Annotated in this window: 5 protein-coding genes; all 5 read right to left on the bottom strand. The window is 45.0% G+C overall.

Annotated features, from left to right (window positions below):
* Window positions 1–19: 19 nt before the first annotated feature.
* From C6Y01_RS14580 to C6Y01_RS14560, 5 genes are read right to left on the bottom strand one after another with little or no spacing between them, the layout of a single operon-like run.
* The gene (locus C6Y01_RS14580; protein WP_106038398.1) at window positions 20–1,027 is read right to left on the bottom strand and encodes a phosphotransferase enzyme family protein; all 1,008 of its coding nucleotides are present in this window, start codon (window positions 1,025–1,027) and stop codon (window positions 20–22) included.
* Window positions 1,020–7,430, bottom strand: coding sequence for a type I polyketide synthase (locus C6Y01_RS14575; RefSeq protein WP_106038397.1), 6,411 nt, complete (start codon window positions 7,428–7,430; stop codon window positions 1,020–1,022). Before C6Y01_RS14575 ends, C6Y01_RS14580 begins: the two co-directional genes overlap by 8 nt.
* Window positions 7,423–14,655 carry a type I polyketide synthase gene (locus C6Y01_RS14570; RefSeq protein ID WP_223249934.1) on the bottom strand — a complete coding sequence of 2,411 codons (7,233 nt, stop codon included), beginning with the start codon at window positions 14,653–14,655 and terminating at the stop codon, window positions 7,423–7,425. Before C6Y01_RS14570 ends, C6Y01_RS14575 begins: the two co-directional genes overlap by 8 nt.
* A gap of 18 nt (window positions 14,656–14,673) precedes the next feature.
* Complete coding sequence (locus C6Y01_RS14565; RefSeq protein ID WP_106038395.1) at window positions 14,674–19,179, bottom strand: type I polyketide synthase; 4,506 nt, start codon at window positions 19,177–19,179, stop codon at window positions 14,674–14,676.
* Window positions 19,172–21,841 carry a non-ribosomal peptide synthetase gene (locus C6Y01_RS14560; protein ID WP_106038394.1) on the bottom strand — a complete coding sequence of 890 codons (2,670 nt, stop codon included), beginning with the start codon at window positions 21,839–21,841 and terminating at the stop codon, window positions 19,172–19,174. The genes C6Y01_RS14565 and C6Y01_RS14560 overlap by 8 nt, the downstream gene beginning before the upstream one ends.
* Window positions 21,842–21,848: the final 7 nt, after the last annotated feature.

Below are 21,848 nucleotides of genomic sequence, written 5' to 3'. Positions count from 1 at the left end.
ACAGGCGGGGATTTTCATTTTAAGATTGACTTAGCTTTGTAAAGTCAAACGTCGTAATCGGTGCTGCTTGCTCAATGTCGGAGCGGAAGCCAGCGAGCATGGCCTTCTCTTCTTCTCCGATGGTAGCCAAATCAAATGCTTGATGCAGCAAGCCATAGATCAGCATGTGACGTAAGCGAAGGAAGTCAGGAATGTAGGCAAGCCACTCATCCCCAAGCTCATTCTCTTCACGATAGCCTTTAAGGAATTGCTTCATAAAGTTTCCTGCAAAAGCAGCTTTGTCTTCGTATGGAATCACTGGGTACCACAACACATTGTATAGCAAAATGCTAATGTCATTCATAAACCAGTTGTACCCAATATCATCGAAATCAAAGGTCGTAATTTTCCCTTGATCCCAGTGGAAGTTTCCGTGATGAAGATCCGCATGAACCAATCCGTACGTATCCTGATTTTTCGGAAGCTTTGCCAGCTTTTCCATCAACCGATCCGCTTGTTCAAACACAATGGTCTGATCGGCCGGGACATACTTACGCAGTTTCAGCTGCTCCTCTTCATCCCACTCTTGTCTTTTATAACGTGGGTCTGACAGCTGATAGCTTTTTGTCAGTTTATGCATGCGCCCTGTGTACTGTCCAAGGGCATAAAATAATTCATCGTTCCAGTCTGCCTCTTCCACTTTATGGCCTGATGCTTTTTCATAGACTCGAAGCAAAAATGAACCGCCTTGCCCATCGTCTACTTGCTCGATATCACGGCCATTTAATGAAGCAATTGGTTTCGCAACCGAAAGTCCGCCCTTCGCTAAGTGATGGAGCCATTCCATTTCACCTAAAATATAATCAGGTGATCTGCGGATGGTATGGGTAATTTTTAAAATGAAAGACTCTCCGTCTTTTTTAAGTTCATACACATAGTTTTCTGCATCTGCGATAAAGTGGATGTCACTTCGCTGGACCCCGTATAAATGAGTGGCCTCATCTAAAATTTTTGATTCATCATATATGGCTTTTACATCTTTATGCATGCTGATTCTCCCTCTTCATATATTTTGCTAATTCTCGAATGGTGTGTTTTTCAGCAAAATTCAAATCATCAACATACCAACCCTTCTTTTCAATCTCTACTTCCATTTTGACAGCAAGTAAAGAATTTCCTCCTAAATCGAAAAAGTCTTTGTCAATTCCTACTTTTTCCACATGAAGAATGTCACACCAAATATCAAAAAGCAATGCCTCGCGTTCATTGGTTGGCTGTGCATAAAGTCCATGATCCTGTACAAGTTCCGTCTTTAATAATGCACGAAGACCTTCTTGATCATGTACCTTAAGGGCTTTTACATAACCGCTGTGCAGCGTTTGATCTGGTTGAACCGTTTCCCATGTATAACCTTTAGAAGCTGAATGACTTGCTGCCTCCACCCTTTGATCCTCTATTTCTTCAGTCGAGTGCTCACGAGATGACAATTGGTCGACGATCTGAATGTGATTGCTTAGTGAATCAATTTCTTCCACTTGTATACGATATGTTTGCTGCTCATCAACCTCCTGCATCTGGTGCTCTTTCATAAATGACTTGAACAGCTCATTACGTCCAGTCGATGCAAACGAGAATTCAATGGAAGAAAACTGATGCAGACGGCTGTATTCAGCGAGCCATGTCAGACATTTTTGCTCAATCCCTTTCCCTAGAGCACGGCAGCTTAGCATCCATGCATCAATTTTCAAGGTGTCGCCTGCATGATGAGCCAATATAGCCCCTACAATCCCTTCATGACTGAAACGATCCGCTGCCTCAATGACCCAGCCCTGGACATGCTCATTTTCCATCCGCTCTCTCAGCTGCTGTTCATCAAAGCGCTGATCATTTAAGCGGAATTGGTTAATACGGCTGCTCATTTGCGCCACGCGGGCAAGGTGCTCTTCTCCCCACTCTGTTACACTCATGTTCAAATTCAAATCTTGTAAAAATTGCTCCATTGACGGCGATTCTGCTTTCTCTTTTTGACGAGCCTTTTCAGCCTTGTAGCTCGTTGTTCGCCCTCTATCTTCATCTGTGACATCATAGCGGTCGAATGCCCAAGCATGCTGGGCGAATAACGGAAGCGCTTTTTCATTGGCAGGTAACAGCAGCGTCATCACTTCAGGCAGCTCTTCATTCATACGCAAGCACTGAGCTGGATCATCGTCTAAGAAAATAAACTGAGATAATGAAAGGTTCAGAGAATCTGCCATCTCTTTTAGATGTGCCGGTTTACTTTCCCAATTGATCCGCCAGTCGACGATATCGTCTTTTTGCAAGATCATATCTGGGTGGTTTTCAAACACGCGCCACACATCTTCTTCATTGTTCCTGCTGCTCAAGACAAGCAGGAGCCCTTCTTGCTGCTTTTGTTTTAAAAAGCGCTGAAGCATTTGATGTTCTGGCGTAATGTCGATGCCTTCCACACCGTCTTCTGAAACAACACCTCTCCAAAGCGTATGATCACAGTCAATGGCCGCTACCTTAAATGGTGCACCTTGCCATGCAATGATCTCTCGCGCGACTTTTGTACCGATGGCTCCACAAAAGACTTCAGTGAATGGGAGGTGTGCGGCTTGCTCTCCTTTTTCATCAAAGATGTCATCCATCTGATATTGCTGAGCAAGCTGACGACAATCGATCAACTGAACACCGCCTATCTCAGATAACTGAGCAATCCACTCTTGTTCCACGTCTTGCAGGGTGTCTTTAAGAGCAGCACTTATCGGCAGAATCCCAACAAAATATAGGTTATGTTTCGTTTTTGATTTCAGAACGTTAGCAAGTTCTTCAGCATGCTCTGAAGCCAGTTTTTTCTTTTCTTCCAGTGAAAGATGAGCTGGACCAGTGATATCCTCTAAACGAATGAGCAGAAGATTCGCACCGTTTTTCTTCTGTGAAATAAGGCTGCTCTCATTTAGTAATTCCTGATATACCTGCCCATACGGTGCAAATTGAACATCAAGCTGCACATCAAACTGCTTGGTCCAGTACTGAATATAAGGTGCGACTGGATCTGCTGTAAATGTCGAGCTGACTGTCAGTACGAGCGGTGCTTTTTCCTCTGCGCGCTCCCTTTTCTCTTTTGCTGCTTGTTCTTCTTCCTGTGAAAGAACAGCGAAATCCTTGAGCAGTTGATCAGGTGTTTGAACAGCCTGTTCGACCAAGTGCTGGAAGTGGTTGACGAAAGCTTGCATCGTCTCATGTTTAAACAGAGCCAGATTGTATTGAAGCACGCACTTTAACTCGCCCGTTACCTCTCTGACAACATCCATTTTCATATCGAGTTTGGAAATTCCCTTTGCAAACTCATGTGTTTCAAATGTCAGTCCATCGGCTTCAATTTTAATATTCGGATCGTACTCATTATGATAAATGAGCATCGTATCAAAGAATGGATTGCGATGCGGTCTTGTTTTTGGATTCAGATGCTCAACCATTTGGTCAAATGGGTACTCTTGATGGTCATACGCATCAAGCAGCACTTGCTTTGTCTGAGCCAATTGCTCTGTAAAGGTTGCTTCTTGTACCATGTCTAGTTTAATTGGCAGGAAGTTCGTAAACATGCCAATTGTATGCTCGATATCTGCATGACGCCGTCCAGCCACAAGTGAACCGACAATCAATTCCTCCTGATCCGCATAACGTGAGAGCAGCAGCCCATAGAGCTGGAACAAGATGACGTTATTTGTCAGTTGATACCGTTCAGCGAGCTGTTCAATTTTCTCAACGATGTGCGGTTCAATATTAAATTTAATCGCTCTTCCTAAGAAGGATTGTTCCTTCCGTTCAAAATCATAAGGCATTGTCAAAGTTGGCACATTTGAGCCAATTTGCTGCTTCCAATAATCCTGCTGCTTTTGAAACATCTCGCTGCGGAAATATTTGTCTTGCCATTCTGCATAATCTTTATATTGAACGGTCAGTTCCGGCAAGGTTTCCCCTCGATAGAGCTCAGTAAATTCTTTAATAAAGATGTTCATGCTCGCTCCATCCGCCACAATATTATGCATATCGACTAATAAGAGATGATCATGTGCTGCGATTTTCACAAAACGCACACGGATCAATGGTGCAGCCTTTAAGTCAAATGGACGAATGAATTCATCGATTTGTGCTTCTAATCCTTCTTCATCAGCCTCTGTCATTTCAACAGCAAAGTGGAAATCATCATGGACCCGCTGAACCGGTTCTCCATCTTTTAATTCAAAGGTCGTTCGCAATGTTTCATGACGATCAATTAATTGCTTGAAGGTCTGCTCAAAGCGCTCGACGTCAATTTCACCTTTACATCTTAGTGCCATCGGCATATTGTATGAGGTCACTTGACCAATACGCTGATGAATGAGGAATGTCCGTCTTTGAGCAGCAGATAATGGATACGTGTCTTTCTTTTCCACTGGTTCAATCTTGAAATATTGATGCTTCTCTGCCTTTTCTATGAATGCTTGGAGCTTTTCAATCGTCGGATTGTTGAACATGTCTGTGAGCGTAAGTTCTACACCAAACTCTTTGTGAATTTGAGAAATCAGACCGGTCGCATTTAACGAATGTCCGCCAAGCTCAAAGAAGTGGTCGTCTCTTTCCACCTTTTCAATTCCTAAAATGTCTTTCCACATCCGCTTTAGTGTTGCTTCAATGTCGCTTGTTGCAATGGCTTGTCCTTGATTGCTTTCTTCTATTTCCTGCCCCTTGTTTTCCTTCGGCACCACCATTTGCACACCTGAGGATGAAGATAATGCGGATGTATCTATCTTTTCAATCCAATATCGTTGTCGTTCAAATGGATAGGTCGGCAAGGATACTTTTTGATTTGATGTCTGATTTCGCAATTTTGTCCAGTCAACCGGCACCCCTTGAAGCCAGATGTCACCAAGCCTGCCCAGCAGGTAGCGGTCGTCTGCTGCCTCTTCTTTCGGGTGACGCATCAATGGAATCGGCTGCTGATGGTGTTCCTTTGAGGCCTGGCGAATAAAGGCACTTAACGTATTCCCCGGCCCGACTTCAACGAAAATAGGATCAAGCTCCGTTAATAATGTCTCCGCTCCATCACGGAAACGGACCGCTTGCCGCAAGTGATCAGCCCAATATGCCGGGTCTTGCACTGCTTCATGGTCAATCCACGTACCTGTGACGTTAGAAATATACGGGATAGACGGTGCATTCAATTGATACTCAGCTACCTTTTCTTTGAATGATGGCAGGATGTCATCCATCATTTTAGAATGGAAGGCATGAGAGGTGTGAAGCTTCCTGCACCCATGTCCAGCAGCCTCCAGCTTCTCAGCAAGTGCATTAATGACTGCGGTCTCCCCTGACACTACACATAACTCAGGTCCATTTACTGCTGCAAGTGAAAGATCATCTATTAAATATGGCAGCACGTTCTGTTCACTCAAAGGAACGCTCAGCATAGAGCCTTTTGGAAGCTGGCTAATGAGCTGTCCGCGATAAGACACAAGATCTACGGCATCTTCAACAGATAGTAAACCAGATACGGCGGCAGCTGTGTATTCTCCAATACTGTGGCCGATCAGTGCCTGCGGTTTGACGCCAAAATGAATCAGCAATTTAGCCAAAGCGTATTCCACACTAAACAGAAGCGGCTGCGTATATTCTGTTTGGTTGATCAGCTGAGGATCATCACTTGCTTCTGTTGAGAATAAAATGCTGAATGGATCAACTGAGATATGCTGTTTGAATTGATTCAAGCATTGATCCAGTGCTTCCTTAAAGACTGGATATTTGTCATAAAGCTGACGCCCCATGTCTACATACTGAGATCCTTGACCTGGGAAAAGAAAGACGACTGGCCGGCTCGATGTTTGGGAGCTGGCCGTCTTGACCACCTCTTTTGACCTTTGATTCAGCGCCTGTAACATGTCAGCCGTGTTACTTCCAAGAATGACACGTTTATGCGGGAAATGATGGCGCCCTGTTTGCAGCGTATAGGCAACGTCACTTAGACGAACATGCTGCTGATGCTGAAGTAAATAGTCCGCAAGGCGATCGGTCATTTTCTCAAGAGCTGCTGGTGTTTTGGCAGATAATAAAAGAAGTTCACTATCCTCAGGGCTATCTGCGGCGACACGTGTAGCAGGTGCTTCTTCTAAAATGACATGAGCATTTGTTCCACCAATCCCAAATGAGCTTACACCTGCACGGCGAGGAGATTCCTGCTTGCTCCATGGCGTCAAGTCTGTGTTTACAACGAAAGGCGAATTGGCAAATTCAATTTTTTCATTCGGCGTTTCAAAATGAATCGTCGGCGGAATCACTTGATGCTTTAAGCTTAAAACGGTTTTAATAAAGCCGGCGACACCTGACGCATCATTCAAATGTCCAACATTTGATTTGACAGAACCAATGCGGCAAAAGCCTTTTTTATCTGTATCAAACGCTTGCTTGAGCGCTTCAATTTCGATCGGATCTCCGAGGGTTGTTCCGGTTCCATGTGCTTCAATGTACGAAATGGTTTCAGGTTCCACCTCAGCCATTCGAAGTGCTGTTTTAATCGCTGATACTTGACCTTTCGTACTCGGCGCTGTATATCCTACTTTTCTATTTCCGTCATTATTAATAGATGATCCTTTAATAACAGCATAAATGTGATCGCCGTCTTCAATGGCATCCTCTAAATTTTTTAAAATAACGGCTCCTGCACCATCACCAAAAACGGTTCCATCGGCCTTGTTATCAAAGACGCGGCAATGTCCGTCAGATGAATGGATCATGCCTTCTTGATAAAGATAGCCCGATTTTTGCGGCAGGCGAATGGACACGCCGCCTGCAACAGCCATATGACAGTCACCGCTTAATAAAGCCTGAACAGCTAAATGAATCGACACCATCGAGGTCGAGCAGGCGGTTTGCACCACCATACTCGGCCCCTTCAAATTTAATTTATATGAAATCATCGTCGCTAAATAATCACGCATATTCAGAACGGCAGCTTCCAGTGTTTTCGAATCCTCACCTTGAGCCGCCCCTTGAAGTGCTCTCATGACCCATTCTGTATTGATTCCTGCACCTGTATAAAGACCAATTTGCCCTTTATATTCAAACGGATCGTACCCAGCGTCTTCAAGCGCCGTCCACACACATTCATGAAACAGTCTGAACTGCGGATCCATCATAGCCGCTTCCTTTGGTGTATAGTCAAAGAAATCTGCATCAAATAAATCAACATCATCTAGCATCCCTTTTGCTTTAACAAAACGGGGGTTTTTTAATAAAGCTTCATCTGTACCTTCACGCCGTAATTCTTCCTCTGTAAAAAAGGAGATTGTTTCTTTTCCCTTTTTCAGATTCTCCCAGTACTCATCTACATTTTTGGCCCCTGGAAAACGACCTGCAAGACCGATAACAGCAATTTCTGCGCCATGATAGTGATTCGTTGTATCATTCATTCTCGATTCCGCCTCTCAATCTTTTATTCCGTTGCTGTTTAAAACGAGCTCTTCGATCACCTGAAGTGACGACGGCTAGTTCTTCTTCCATCGCTTCTTCCTGCGAGTCCTCAGAAGGCTGGATATATTTCGCAAGCTCAGCAACAGATGGGTACGTAAACAAGGTCACAACCGCTTCATTTGTTTGAAGTGCTTGATTTAACCGATTGGTGACTTGAACAATATCCAGCGAGCTTGCGCCTAGATCAAAGAAATTGTCGTGAATGCCCACTTGTTCCATGCCCATAAAATCCTGCCAAACTTGACAGATCGCTTTTTCAGTTTCATTTCGAGGAGCCACATATGGATTGCCCAGCTCTGGTCTTTCGTGCTTAGACACCTCATATGAACCCTCATTCGCTGCTGCCTTCGGCTCTAGTGACAGCCATTGATTTATCCGTTCATCAAGATTTCCTGTGGACACGAGCATGTGTCGATTCTGCCGGTTAGACAGAACATACTGGAACAGCTCAGCACCCTCTTCTGGTAATATCGCAAGCTCATTTATCGATTCACCAATTGTGGATTCTAGCTCACCCCAGAAATTCCACGCATCCCAGTTCACACACATCCACGGGGTTTGACTATGTTGATTAAGTCTAGCTGCAAATGCATCCATATATAAGTTAGCCGCTGAGTAAGCAGAGAATCCTAAGCCCCCAAGCAATGCACTAATGGAAGAAAAGAGAAGACAAAAGTCTGCTTGTTCTTGTTCCAGCAGCTGCTCTAGTACATCGAGCCCTTTCACCTTTGATTGGAATTGATCCTCTCCCTTCGCCAGTGTAGAAGGGATATCTTTGATTGCACGGAAGGATGTACTTCCTGGTAATCCGGCTGCATGGAATACACCATGAACGCCGCCATGCTTTTTGCGAATGGTCTCAAAAACACGTTTCATCTGATCCAGATCTCCTGCATTCGCCTGCACCGCTTCTACTGTTGCACCTAATCGTTCGAGCTCAAGCACCTTCTCAATTCTCGTGCGCTGCGCTTCATCGGCATTTACTTGGTGAACGTATGACGCCCATTCATCTCTCGGCGGCAATGCCGTTCTTCCCGTTAAATAAAGATGTACGTTTCCTTCCTTCGCCAGCATCTTTGATAGAACAAATCCGATGCCGCCTAAACCTCCTGTGATCAGATACACACCATTTGGCCTGATCATCTTCGGAAGTCCATCTTCTTTTTGCAGCGGCAAATGTTTGTAGCTCTGCACCCAGCGTTGACGATTACGATACGCCACAAGCTGATCCTTTCCAGGCTGCATGATTTCCTGCACAATGAGATCGACAAGCGCTTGTTCCTTCCAAGACATCACGTCTGGCACATCTTCCACATCAATATTCCAGCATTTGATATGATGGTATTCCTGTGAAATCACTTTACACGGTCCAAGCATTGCACTTTTCTCTGCACATATCGTCTCATTGCCTGTGACTGGCTGAATTCCGCTAGTGATCGTAAACAGACGGCATTCTCGAATATTTTTTTGGGCAGCAATCGCTTGAGATAAGAAAATTAAGCTGTAATAGCCTTTTTCAATGTGCGCCTGAAAAGCGGCTTGACGATTCGAGTTGTCATCTTCTTTCGCAGCTTCCCATAAATGCAGAATCCGATGGATATTGACACCTCTATTGGACAATGAATCTAGCATGTTACGGTAGTGCTGGCCTTCTGCCGGATTGATCGTAAACGACTGCTCTTGCTCTTGATAAGCTTCACCCTTTGTGACAGAAATGACCTTGATACCTTGTTGCTTAAATGAATGGGTAAACAGTTCATGAAAAGCATCCTGTTCCCTGAAAATGAGCCACGTTTGTTCTTCTGTTTCTTTTTCGAAAACAGGTTTTAGCGGCTGCTGCTCCCATGAAGGCAGGTAGAACCATTCTTCCATCTCTTTCTTCTTCGTTTCCTTAGGAGCGGATAGCTGCGGAGAAACCGGCTTTCCTGCTTCAATCCAATATCGTTTCCGCTCGAATGGATAGGTCGGCAGCGATACGAGCTGACGTTCCTCTTGAGTTGGATGTTGCTGCGCTTTGACCTCGTAGCCGCCTGCCCATAGCTCTCCTATTCTTTTTAAGAAATATGCATGGTCATCCGCTTGTTCTCTTGCATGCCTCACCATATTCAGAACATCATGATGAGACTCTTTGTTATCATGACGTTTCGCTAATGCCGTCAAGCTGTTTCCAGGTCCAACTTCAATGAGCGCTCGTACTTCATCGGTTAACAGCTGAGATAGACCTTCATGAAAACGAACGGTTCCACGCAGGTGGCTCGTCCAATAAGATGCTGTCATCACCTCTTCACTTGTTGCCCAGGTGCCTGTCACATTCGATATAAACGGAATCGTCGGCTCATGCAATTCTACTTTCTCTACGAATTGTTGAAACGCCTCAAGCATCGGCTCCATCATATAGGAATGAAAGGCATGAGAAGTATGGAGCTGTCTTGTGACAATTCCTTTGTCTTGCAGTTTCTTTTCAAATGCAGTGATATGCTCTTCTCTTCCAGAAACGACACAAAGGTCTTTTGCATTGACAGCAGCAACAGAAAGCGATTCATCAATCATCGAAGTCAGCTCTGCCTCGGGTAATTGCACACTAAGCATGGCGCCTTTTTCCATGTCTTGCATCAATCTTGCTCTTGCCATCACGAGTGTTAATGCAGACTCCAGAGAAAAGACCCCTGACAAGCAAGCGGCAACGTATTCGCCGATACTGTGTCCAATCATTGATTCTGGCTCAACACCGCTATGCTGAAGCAATTTGGCTAATGCATACTCAAATATAAAGAGAAGCGGCTGAGCATTTGACGTTTTTGTGATGTCTTCGTTCGTTTCATTCTTGGAAAAAACAATGCCCTTTAAATCAACTTGCTCCGTTTCCATTACATATTTAAAGCATCTATCTACTTCCCATTTGAACACTGGCTCTGCATCGTATAATCCGCGCATCATACCAGCATACTGAGCGCCTTGACCCGAAAACATAAAGGTCGCTTTACGCCATTTTTTGCTTCGGAACACACTCGTTTCAAGCTGTTTCTGCTGCATCCATTCATCAGCAGACGCGAGCACGATGGCTTTTCGGTATGGAAATTGCTTTCTGCCATACCGCAATGTATAAGCAATATCTTCAAGCGGAACTTGAGGGTGCTGGATCACATACTGCTTTAATTGCTCTGTCATTTTCGCTAAAGCAGTATCCGTTTTTGCTGATAAGACGAGCAGCTGCTTTTGGTTAGAAGCTGGTTTTTGCTTCGCCTGTATGCCCTCTTCTATGATCATATGGGCGTTCGTTCCACCGATACCGAAAGAGCTAACCCCCGCTCTTCTCGGGCCATCTGCTTCCTTCCAATACAACGCCTTTTGATTCACATAAAACGGTGTATCTTTGAAAGGGATCTCCTGATTGGGTGATTCATAATGAATGGTTGGCGGGATCGTTTTATGCTGGAGGGCCAAAATGGCTTTAAACAGACCTGCAATCCCTGCCGCACTATTTAAGTGGCCGACATTACTTTTCACAGAACCGATCGGAATCGTCAGCGGATCTGTCCCTTTGAACACTTGACTAAGGGCAGATACCTCAATTGGATCTCCCATTTTTGTCCCCGTACCATGTGCTTCTACATAACCAATGGATGCGGGATCGATACCTGATTTTTCATACGTTTCTTTTAAAACCTCTGCCTGTCCTTCCACACTTGGAGCGGTAAAACCAGCTTTTCGGCTGCCATCATTGTTCACACCAACCCCTTTGATGACCGCATGAATCGGGTTGCCGTCTCTCATCGCATCTTCATAACGTTTTAGCAGAACAATCCCCGCTCCATCTCCGAAAATGGTTCCGCTCGCCTCTTGGTCAAACGGACGGCAATGTCCATCTTTTGATTGAATCATCCCATCTTGATAGATGTAGCCGATATTTTCTGGAGAACTGACCGTCACACCGCCAGCCAGTGCTGCATCACATTCTTGATTCAATAATGCTTGACAGGCCATGCCAATGTTGACAAGTGAGGTCGAACAAGCTGTCTGCATGGTCACGCTAGGCCCGTGTAAATTCAATTTATAAGAAAGCTGCGTACTAAAAAATTCACGATCATTTAACAGCATTGCGCTGAATTGCTCAGTTGCTTCCATTTGATGTGCAAATCGCGTCAGCCACTCATGATTTGGACTCGTTCCTGTATAAACACCAATTTTCCCTGCCATTCGATCAGGGTCACAGCCAGCATCCTCCAGCGCTTCCCAAGCACATTCATGCAAGAGCCTGAACTGCGGATCCATGAGCTCTGCCTCTCTAGCAGAATAGTTGAAGAAGTCTGCATCAAAGCCTTCGATCTCTTGTAAACGGCCTTTTGCTCCAATGAAATTCGGATGCTGATAAACAGACGCATCCAGCCCTGCTTTCTTGAGTTCTTCTTCTGTGAAAAAGTGAATCATTTCCTCGCCATTCACAAGACGCTGCCAAAAGTCTTCTAGCGACGAAGCCCCTGGGAATCTTCCTGCCATTCCGACAATCGCAATATCCGTATGCTCCTGGGACGTGTTCTTTATTGGGAGAGAAGCAGATGTTTGATCACGTTCCATCTGTTCTTCAAACAAATATTCAGCAAGGCTTGCCACTGTAGCAAACCGATACAATTGAACAGTGTCAATTTGTTGATCCATTCGCTCAGATATTTTCGCTGCAAGCTGAGATATATCAAGTGATGTCGCACCAAATTCAAAAAATGGCGATTCATCATCCATTTGATCAAACCCAAAATGAGTTTGAACAATGTCGTGAATATCTTTTTGTAAAGAAGCGAGCGAAGTAAAAACACGCTTTACATCCTGCGGCTTTTGTGGCTCAATGGCTGCCATCGTATTTGTTTGTGCAGAAAAATCGGTTTTATGAAATGGATACCCAGGTAGCGGAATGCGCTGCCTGTTCTTCTCCTCTGTTAAAGGAAAGGATAAGCCGACCCCCATTTCCCAAAGAACACCGGCGATTTGAAGAATGTCTCCATCAAGTGATTCGGTTGATTTTTCTGCTCCCTTTTCAACCACAATGCTTTGTTTTATTGAAAGATCAATGATCAAGGCTGTTGATTCTTGCTCAATCAAAGGCGGTTTTACAGGCTGATCCATATCAAGAAAACGCTTTGCAGACGATGGGTGGAAAGTGGTTAGTTCCTCCCCGGTCTGCTGCAAGTAAACAGGCTGTTGGAGTGTCCTCTGAGGCAGGGAAGCCAGCCTTTGATTAACCGTCTCGGTGTCATGAAGATGGTACACAATAGATGCCGCATCTTTTAGCTCGAGCCCGCCTGCTGCATATAAAGCTGTCCAGACTCCGCTGCCTTCTCCAATCCAACCATCTGGTTCAATTCCGAGTGACCTTAGCTCGTTGGCAAAAGCCGATGTCATGATCAGCATAGCCACTTCTGATTGTCTGCTTTGTTTGGAATGGAACAGCTCGTCTTTTTTGATAGGTACCGCAGATTGGACGAGGCTCATTAATCGATCCACTTCTGTTTTGAAAGAATGATCTTTCTCATACAGCTTGATGTAATCACGTAAACCTGACTCATGATACCCCGTCAGCCTCATGCTTATTCGTTTATAAAGAAGACTTTCTCTGCCTGCTGTATCTTCATTTAGCACTTGCAGTTGCTCTAATAATTCATCCCGCGACGAACAGACAAACGTTTTTCGATATTTGAAGGCTTTTCTTCCACTTTGTAAAGTGTAAGCTGCTTGGCCAAGTGAGAGTTCATGATGTGAGGAGACATATTCCTTCAAGTTTTTTGTCATGTTCTTCATATCATGCGTTGATCTAGCTGAAAGCACAATTAATTCTTTGGACGAGTCCGTGCCGTTTGTTTTTCTTGGCTTCGCCTCTTCTAAGATGACATGAGCATTTGCTCCCCCTATACCAAAGGCACTGACTCCAGCTCTCCTTGGCAAATGAGACGACTTCCACTCCTCTTTGTCTGTCCCAACATAAAATGGCGTTTGATCAAACGGAATACGGTGATTCGGCTTGTCAAAGTGCGGCATCGGGGCAAATTGACGATGATGCAGCATCATGACTGTTTTGATAAAACCAGCCACGCCGCTTGCGGCATCTAAATGCCCAATATTGGCTTTGACTGATCCAATCCGGCAATAGCCTTGTTGATCTGTTTGAAAAGCACGAGTAAGCGCCTCAATCTCAATCGGATCTCCAACAGGCGTACCCGTTCCATGTGCTTCGATATAAGAAATCGTCTCTGGTTCTGTCTCAGCCATTTCTAACGCAGATTCAATGACACTTGCCTGTCCACTCACACTTGGGGCTGTATAGCCGACTTTATTGCTTCCATCATTGTTCGTTGCAGATCCTTTTACGACGGCATAAATAAAATCTCCGTCTTCTATCGCATCTTTCAATCGTTTTAGCGCAACCACGCCTGCACCCTCACCAAAAATGGTTCCTTTTGCTTTTTCATCAAACGGACGGCAATGGCCATCAGGAGAATAAATCATTCCTTCTTGGTATTGATAGCCTGTGATTTGCGGCTGATGGAGTGTGACACCTCCTGCTAACGCAAGGTCGCATTCACCACCGATTAATCCTTGACAGGCCATATGAATAGCAACAAGCGACGTGGAGCAAGCCGTTTGTACCGATACGCTTGGACCTTTTAGATTTAATTTATAAGCAATCCGAGAAGCAAAGGACGGGTCATTGAGATGCATGATTTGAAATACATCTTCGTTCTTTTCAAGTGACGACATATGCTGCCCCATCCACGATAGATTGCTAGATGCCCCGGCATAAAGACTAATTAAACCTTCGTATTGCTCAGGCTCATAGCCTGCGTCCTCTAGCGCATGCCATGTGCATTCATGCATCAATCGAATTTGCGGGTCCATAATGGATGCCTCTCGCGGAGAGTAGCCAAAAAAGTCTGCATCAAATGATGATGCATTCTGTAAAAATGGCTTTGCCTTCACATAATCAGAACGCTTTAGCAGCGTCTCATCTACACCCGCTGCCTTTAATTCTTCATCAGTGAAAAACGTAACGGATTCTTTCCCTTGCGATACATTTTCCCAAAACGCTTGCACATTCGGTGCTCCGGGAAACGTACCTGCTAATCCTACAACTGCAATTTCAAGTCCAGATTCGGTCCATTGCTCTTGATCAGACATACGCTGCATTTCTCCCATCTATTTTCGTTTTAATCTCTGTTTACGGCGGTTTTTCCCATCTGCCATCGCCTGTTTACGGAGATTAGATGATTCAGTGACAGCTTGCTTTTCTTCCTTTACTCCATGTATCTTCTTCAGTTCTGCAGCCAATGACGCGATCGTCGGGTGGCTATACATCATGACCACCGGAACCTCTATGCCATAAATTGATTTGATATGACCGCTCATCTGCAGCAAATCAAGGGATGTCGCACCCATTTCAAAGAAGTTCTCATTCACATCCGGTTCATGATGAAAAAAGGAGCTGAGTACATCACTCAATGATGCTTCTAGACGATCATCTATGACCTGCGATATTTCTTGAGACGGCTCTTCTTCCTGCTGCATAGGTGTTAAGCGATGTTTCATTCTCTCACCCATGTCTCGAACGGAAACAAGAATTTGCGGATAATCTAGACGCAGCACTTCCTGAAAGGCCTTTATCCCTTGTTCTGGTAAAATTCCCGCCTGCTCCTCAAGTGCCATCATGTCATTGACTTTGGCCGCTAATGCTGAGTCGTGTGCCATACCGACTTTTTCCCACCGATCCCAGTTTAAAGAAATCACTGGCTTCCCTTCCTGCCTCTTCGCATGAGCAAAGCTGTCCATAAAAGCATTGGAAGCCGCATAAGCCACTTGTCCAGCCGCTCCAAGAAAGGACACAAGGGATGAACAAAGTAAAAAGAAGTCGAGCGTTTCATCCTTGAGTGCTTCATCCAGCACATAGGTCCCGTTGATTTTTGCCTGACACATGCGAATTTCATCGTCTGCTGTTCTTGCTTGGATGATCTTCCCATCTGCCTCTCCTGCCGCATGAATGACACCATGTAAATCACCAAATGACGTATGAGCCAGCTGGACCGCTTTCTGCACAGCATCTTGATCTGATACATCACCGTGTACAACTTGTACATCAGCTCCTAACTCTTCAAGAGTCATCAGCTTTTTCACGGTCTCAGCTTCTTTCCCATCTGCATCACGAAGCTCATGCCATGCAGAGCGTTCACGTATTTGTACTCGGCTCATGAACACAAGTTTCGCTTGATACGTTTCTGCTAAATGTTTAGCTAATGTGAAGCCAATGCCCCCCATACCGCCGGTCATGAGGTAAACGCCATGAGTCCTGAAAGGCTGCTTGGACGATTCCTCTTTGTTTAAAGGGGTGCTTGAAGCCTTTCGAACCCACCTGCTGTTCACGCGATACGCCACGACCGCATCTTGATCGTGCATTGCAACCTCGTATGAAAGAAATAGCGGCCAGTCCGCCTTTGTTTCCTTACATAAATCAATGTGCTGACACGCAATATGCTGATATTCTTGAGGAATGGTCAGAGCCAGCCCAGTACATGTTGCTTGAAGAGGATTGACCTTCTCCATCCCGATTACATCATGCGCTTGGTTTGTCACAAGATGAAGACGGATGGCTGTGTTATGATACTGGCTGATCAGCCTGACGAGATCGAGCACAGATAAGTAGTTTGGCTGATCATCGGTATCTTCTGTTAGTTCATCATGCATCCAGATGATCTCTTCCGGTATAAATTCAGATTGCTGCAGTTCAGCCATCACCCACTCTAAATGTGACAGCATATGAACGTCAGCCTTCATCAACTGGTCATTTTCTTTGATCGTATGATCACTTTGACATACGCTGACAACCTCTGCATGCCGTTCTTTCAAATAAGCGCCAATATGACCATTTTTCTCAAAAACCAAGATACGCTTCCCTTGATGATGCTTCTCTTTTAGTACAGGTGCAGAGCGCTCCCATACCGGGATGTAAAACCAGTCTTGAAAATCAGCTGAGAGTTTCTCCCCCTTTTCTGATGGCGCTAAAGCGGTCATCAGCTGATCCGCTTTAAACTGCGGAGAGGGGAATATTTGATGCTCGAATGGATATGTTGGCAGTGACACTCGATATGGAGCCTTTTCTTTTCTGACAGCGCTCCAATTCGGTTCCACTCCGAAACTCCACAGCTTCCCTATAGCCTTTTTCATATATTCATCATCAGCAGCTTGTTCTTTTGGATGTCTCACCAATGAAACAGCCGCTGCTTTGTTCACATCATAGTTATCATGTCGTCTCACAAATTGAGTTAACGTATGACCTGGCCCCACTTCAATGAAAACCACTTCTCCAAGTCCAAGTAACGTCTCTACTCCTTGACTAAATAAAACAGGCTGCCTGATATGAGATGCCCAGTAATCAGGTGATGCGGCTTGTTCATTTGTTAACCAGCTCCCTGTCACATTCGAAAGGATCGGAATCTCGCCCTGCTGATAGGTGATCTCCGAGAGAACGTTCTTAAACTGTTTGGACGCTTCAGCCATCATACTCGTATGAAAGGCGTGAGAGGTTTTCAGCTTTTGGACAGAAGCTCCTCTTTTTTCAGCTTGTTCGAGATAAATCTGTAACCGTTCTGAAGGACCGGAAACAACAGATAATTGTGAGCTATTCACTGCAGAAAGCTCGACACCTTCTGGAAGATCATGTTCAATCTCATCGGCAGGGAGTGACACACCGGCCATTTCACCTGGAGGCATTTTTTGCATCAAACTGCCTCTTTTTAAAACGATCCGGATGGCATCTTCAAGGTTGATCATACCGGCCACGCAGGCAGCTGTGATTTCTCCAATACTATGACCAATGAAATAATGCGGACGTATGCCTAGTCCCATCAGCTTCGATGCGAGCGCATACTCAAAACTAAACAAGATGATTTGTGTATATGATGTTTGCTGCATAAGTTGTTCTGCTTTTATGAACTCTTCTTCGGTTGTTGGATATAACACGTTCTCGATCTCAACACCTGATAACGATAAAATAATGGCAAAACATTTCTGAAGCGTTTCTTTAAATTCAGGGTCTTTCTCATATAAATCCTTGCCCATATTCACATACTGAGCACCTTGACCAGAAAACATCCAAACGACCGCAGGCTGTTGAAAGGCCTTTTGCGGCTGGCCGGCTGACTGGAATGTGCGGCCCGGACCTGCAAGAAAAGCTTGTCGATAAGGAAAATGCTTTCGTCCCTCTTGCAGGGTAAATGCAGCATCGGATAGTGTGACATGCTTATGTTCTTTTAAATAAGATGTCATTTGTTCAGCAGACTTTTGAACCGCCTGCTTCGATCTTGCCGAAATCACCATTAGTTCATGATCTCTTTCTACTGACGGTTTGTCGGCGGCGGGTGCCTCTTCCATGATCAGATGTACATTCGTTCCGCCGACTCCAAATGAACTGACCCCGGCACGCAGCGGCTGCTCTGATTTCGTCCATGGTACGGGTGTTGTATTTACATAAAATGGGCTTGATTCAAAATCAATTTTCGGATTCGGTTTTTTATAATGAAGGCTAGGCGGCAGCATCTGATGGTACAGACTAAGCGTTGTCTTGATAAAACCTGCAATCCCTGCGGCTGAGTCAAGATGACCAATATTGGTTTTCACAGACCCAATCGCACAAAACTGTTTTTTATCCGTTTGAAAGGCTTGCTTTAGTGACTCAATTTCAACTGGATCTCCAAGAGTCGTACCTGTGCCATGTGCTTCAATATAAGATATACTCTCAGCTTCTACGCGACTGATGTTGAGTGCCTTTTTAATGACTTCGCTTTGTCCTTCTATACTTGGTGCTGTGTAGCCAACCTTCCGCCCGCCGTCATTGTTATAGGCTGAACCTTTAATCACGCCATAGATATGGTCCTTATCCTTTAGTGCCTGCTTTAATGATTTGAGCACAACAACACCGCAGCCCTCGCCGCCAACGGTTCCTTCTGCCTGTTCATCAAAAGCCCGGCAGTGCCCATCCGGCGACATGATCATGCCCTCTTGATACATGTATCCTTTTTTGTGAGGGGTCGTAATGGTGACGCCGCCTGCGAGTGCCATTTTACATTCTCCGGTAATCAGGGCGCGCGCCGCCATATGAATGGCAGTCAAAGAGGAAGAACAAGCTGTATCAACAGCTACGCTCGGTCCCTTCAAATTCAATTTGTAGGATACCTTTGTGTTCATGAAATCTTTATCTGTTAACTGAACAGCCGCAAATTGTTCAGATGAGTGATTCGTTCTCATCAGCATGGAAGCAGCTTGCCAATATAAATTAGCAGAAGCAGCTCCAAATAAACCAATCGGTTCCTGATAGGTTTCAGGGTTATAGCCTGCATCTTCAAGGGATTCCCATGCCACCTCATGAAACATGCGGATTTGCGGGTCCATTACTTCTGCTTCACGCTGTGAATAACCAAAGAAATCTGCATCAAAGTGATCATGCTGATCGACTGCTCCTTTGGCACGTACATATTGCTCATGGTCTAATGCTTCTTTCTCAACCCCTGCCTCAAGCAGCTCTTCCTTCGAAAAGAACGTAATGGACTCTCTTCCATTTGCAAGGTTGTCCCAAAAGTGATGAATATTCTTTGCTCCCGGAAAACGGCAGGCCATCCCAACCACTGCAACCTCTAATCCTGTGAACTTACTCATCTATCATCCCGCCTAACAGTTGAGCGGCACTTTCTAAGTCATCCGCTTCATTTTCTCCATCATTTTCGATCTGTTTCTCTTGCCCTGAGACTTTGTTTCTCAATTGAGCGGCTATTTGCGAAACAGTTGTATATTGGAACAGCTCCATCACTGTCAGCTCCTGCTGAAATTCCTCTTTCACTTTATTGGACAGTTCAACGATATTAAAAGAGTTCCCGCCTAAATCGAAAAACGGTTCATCTATACGTATCTGCGCAGCAGGGACTTGTAAAATAGATGCGAAAATGCGAACAAGCTTCTGCTCTGTTTCATTATGTGCTTGAATGGTCAACGGCTCTTGATTGCCTGCCACTTGATCTTCTGGATTCGGCAGTGCTTGGATATCCAATTTCCCTGATAGATTCAAAGGAAATTGTTCTATTTGAATGACATGCCTCGGCACCATATAACCTGGTAACCTTTCACTTAAAGACTGACGAAGCGCACGCTGATCTATCGCTTGTTTTGCCAGCATATATGCGCAAATGTATTGGTCCTGATCCTTCGTTTCCTTAGGAATGACAATGACATCTTGAATCAGTCCTTGCATATGCGGGTCATCAAGAATCGCTCTGCGGATCTCCTCGAGCTCAATTCGATACCCTCTGATTTTCACTTGGCCATCGTTTCTTTTAGCAAATTCTATCAACCCATCAAACCGCCATCTTGCAAGGTCTCCCGTACCGTATAACATCCCGCTGCTCAGCTCTGGTTTTTTGATAAATTTCTCCTTGCTCAGATCAGGGTGATTGATGTACCCACGACCTACACCATCGCCTGCTATATATAGTTCGCCAAAGACGCCAATCGGAACTGGCTCCCCTTGCGCGTCACATATGAAAATATGCTCATTCGGCATCGGCTGCCCAATAGGAATGACCTGCTCGTCCCAGTCATGGGGAATCAAAAAGGATGATGACTGAACCGTACATTCAGTCGGCCCATACGCATTAATCATGATCGGTTTTTCACCTGATATATGCTGTAAAAATTGATCCATCAGCTCTTTTGTGAACACCTCTCCGCCCACCAGCAGCATGTTCAAAGCAGGCAGGTCTTGTTTTGATTGCGCTGCTGCCTTGTTCATCAGCTTTAAGTGAGAAGGGGTCACATCAGACAGCTGAATGTGGTTTTCTTGGTAAAACGACCATAATGCATGCCCATCCATACGGACTTCATCTTTGGCAATATGCAGCGTATGCCCGAGGAGCAATGCCGGGAACAATGTTTGAACAGACGCATCAAAAATGTGTGAAGCCAGCATCCCTACTTGCAAAGGATCAGGGAGCAGATCAAAAAAGCGCGTTTTCATTCCATATACCAAATTAATGACATGACGATGTTCAATAACGACCCCTTTTGGATGCCCTGTCGTTCCTGATGTATACAGGACATACGCCATATCCGAAGGCGAAATAGACCAAGTCAGATTCTCTTTTATTGGCAATTCTTGAAGCATGTCTTGAATCACATGAACCTCGACATCCAATCCTTCGTGCCCGTCCGCATCCGAGACAATAACTGCAGCGCCGCTGTTTTTGAGCATATACCGAATTCTTTCGATCGGCAGATGGACATCAATCGGTAAATAAGCATAGCCAGCCTTTAAGATGCCAAGAATGGCAATGACCAGTTCAGCAGACCGGTTCATTCTGAGTCCAACAGGAGTCTCACGTGTCATCTCACTTTGAGACAGTCTAAGCGCAATGCGATCCGATAAATCATCAACCTCTTCATATGTATAGGAGGTGGTGCCAAACATAACGGCCTTTCGTGCTGGATGCAATTGGACTTGTTCTTGAAATAACGACACAATATCACGATCCACTGGATAAGCGAGCGACTCTCCTTGAAACGAATCAAACAGCTGACTTTTCTCCATATCAGATAAAAATGAGTGTGTGCTCATCGCTTGTTCAGGCGTTTTGAGACATTGCTCTGTGAGTGTCATGAAATGTCTGGAGAACTGCTCCATCATTTGATCGTCATAAATGGAAGCATCCCAGTGAACTTCAGCATGAAGGTGATCTTGTTCTTTCTTCCAAACAATGAGCACATCCGCATGCAGCTGCTCTCGGTCAGCATGCCCATGCAATGGCTCAAACGCACATGCCAGATTGACACGCTTCTTGTCTTCTCCTACTGATCGCCAAAGCTCATCCATTAAAATATGAACAGGATAGTTTTGATGACGCACTGCCTCCTGAAACGTTAGTTTCACCGCCTCTAGCCCTGCGCTAAAGCTCATATGAGGCTCAATCTCTGCCTTAAGCGGCAGCATATGATTAATGGCTGATTGATTGGCAGACTGTTCCATTGTAGGAACAGTCACCATCAACTCAGTTTTTCCGCTATAACGTTGAAGCAAGCCAAAAGCGGCTGTGGTCAGCACGATAAACAGGCGTAAATCAGAATCTCCACATAATTGCTTTAACGAATGGTTCATAGCCATAGGGAAGGACGAATGAAGCGATCGGTTTATTTCAGCAGGCTTGGCTTGCGAAACCGTATGAGGAATGCGGCCATCAAGCTGGACACTTGATAAGACAGATGTCCAGTAGGCTCTTTCCCTCGCCTTTTCCTTCGCCGCTGCTTTCAGTTGAAAATCATCATGTTCAATCACTCTTCCA

It is taken from the genome of Bacillus sp. NMCC46, assembly GCF_002998465.1.
Lineage (GTDB): Bacteria > Bacillota > Bacilli > Bacillales > Bacillaceae > Bacillus.
The sequence above is the reverse complement of the archived record's forward strand: the minus strand, read 5'-3'. Positions and strand labels throughout refer to the sequence as shown.

Excerpts from the sequence above, each read along its gene's own strand:
- C6Y01_RS14570 (WP_223249934.1), bottom strand. The coding sequence starts at position 14,655 with ATGTCTGATCAAGAGCAATGGACCGAATCTGGACTTGAAATTGCAGTT.
- C6Y01_RS14575 (WP_106038397.1), bottom strand. The coding sequence starts at position 7,430 with ATGAATGATACAACGAATCACTATCATGGCGCAGAAATTGCTGTTATC.
- C6Y01_RS14580 (WP_106038398.1), bottom strand. The coding sequence starts at position 1,027 with ATGCATAAAGATGTAAAAGCCATATATGATGAATCAAAAATTTTAGAT.
- C6Y01_RS14565 (WP_106038395.1), bottom strand. The coding sequence starts at position 19,179 with ATGAGTAAGTTCACAGGATTAGAGGTTGCAGTGGTTGGGATGGCCTGC.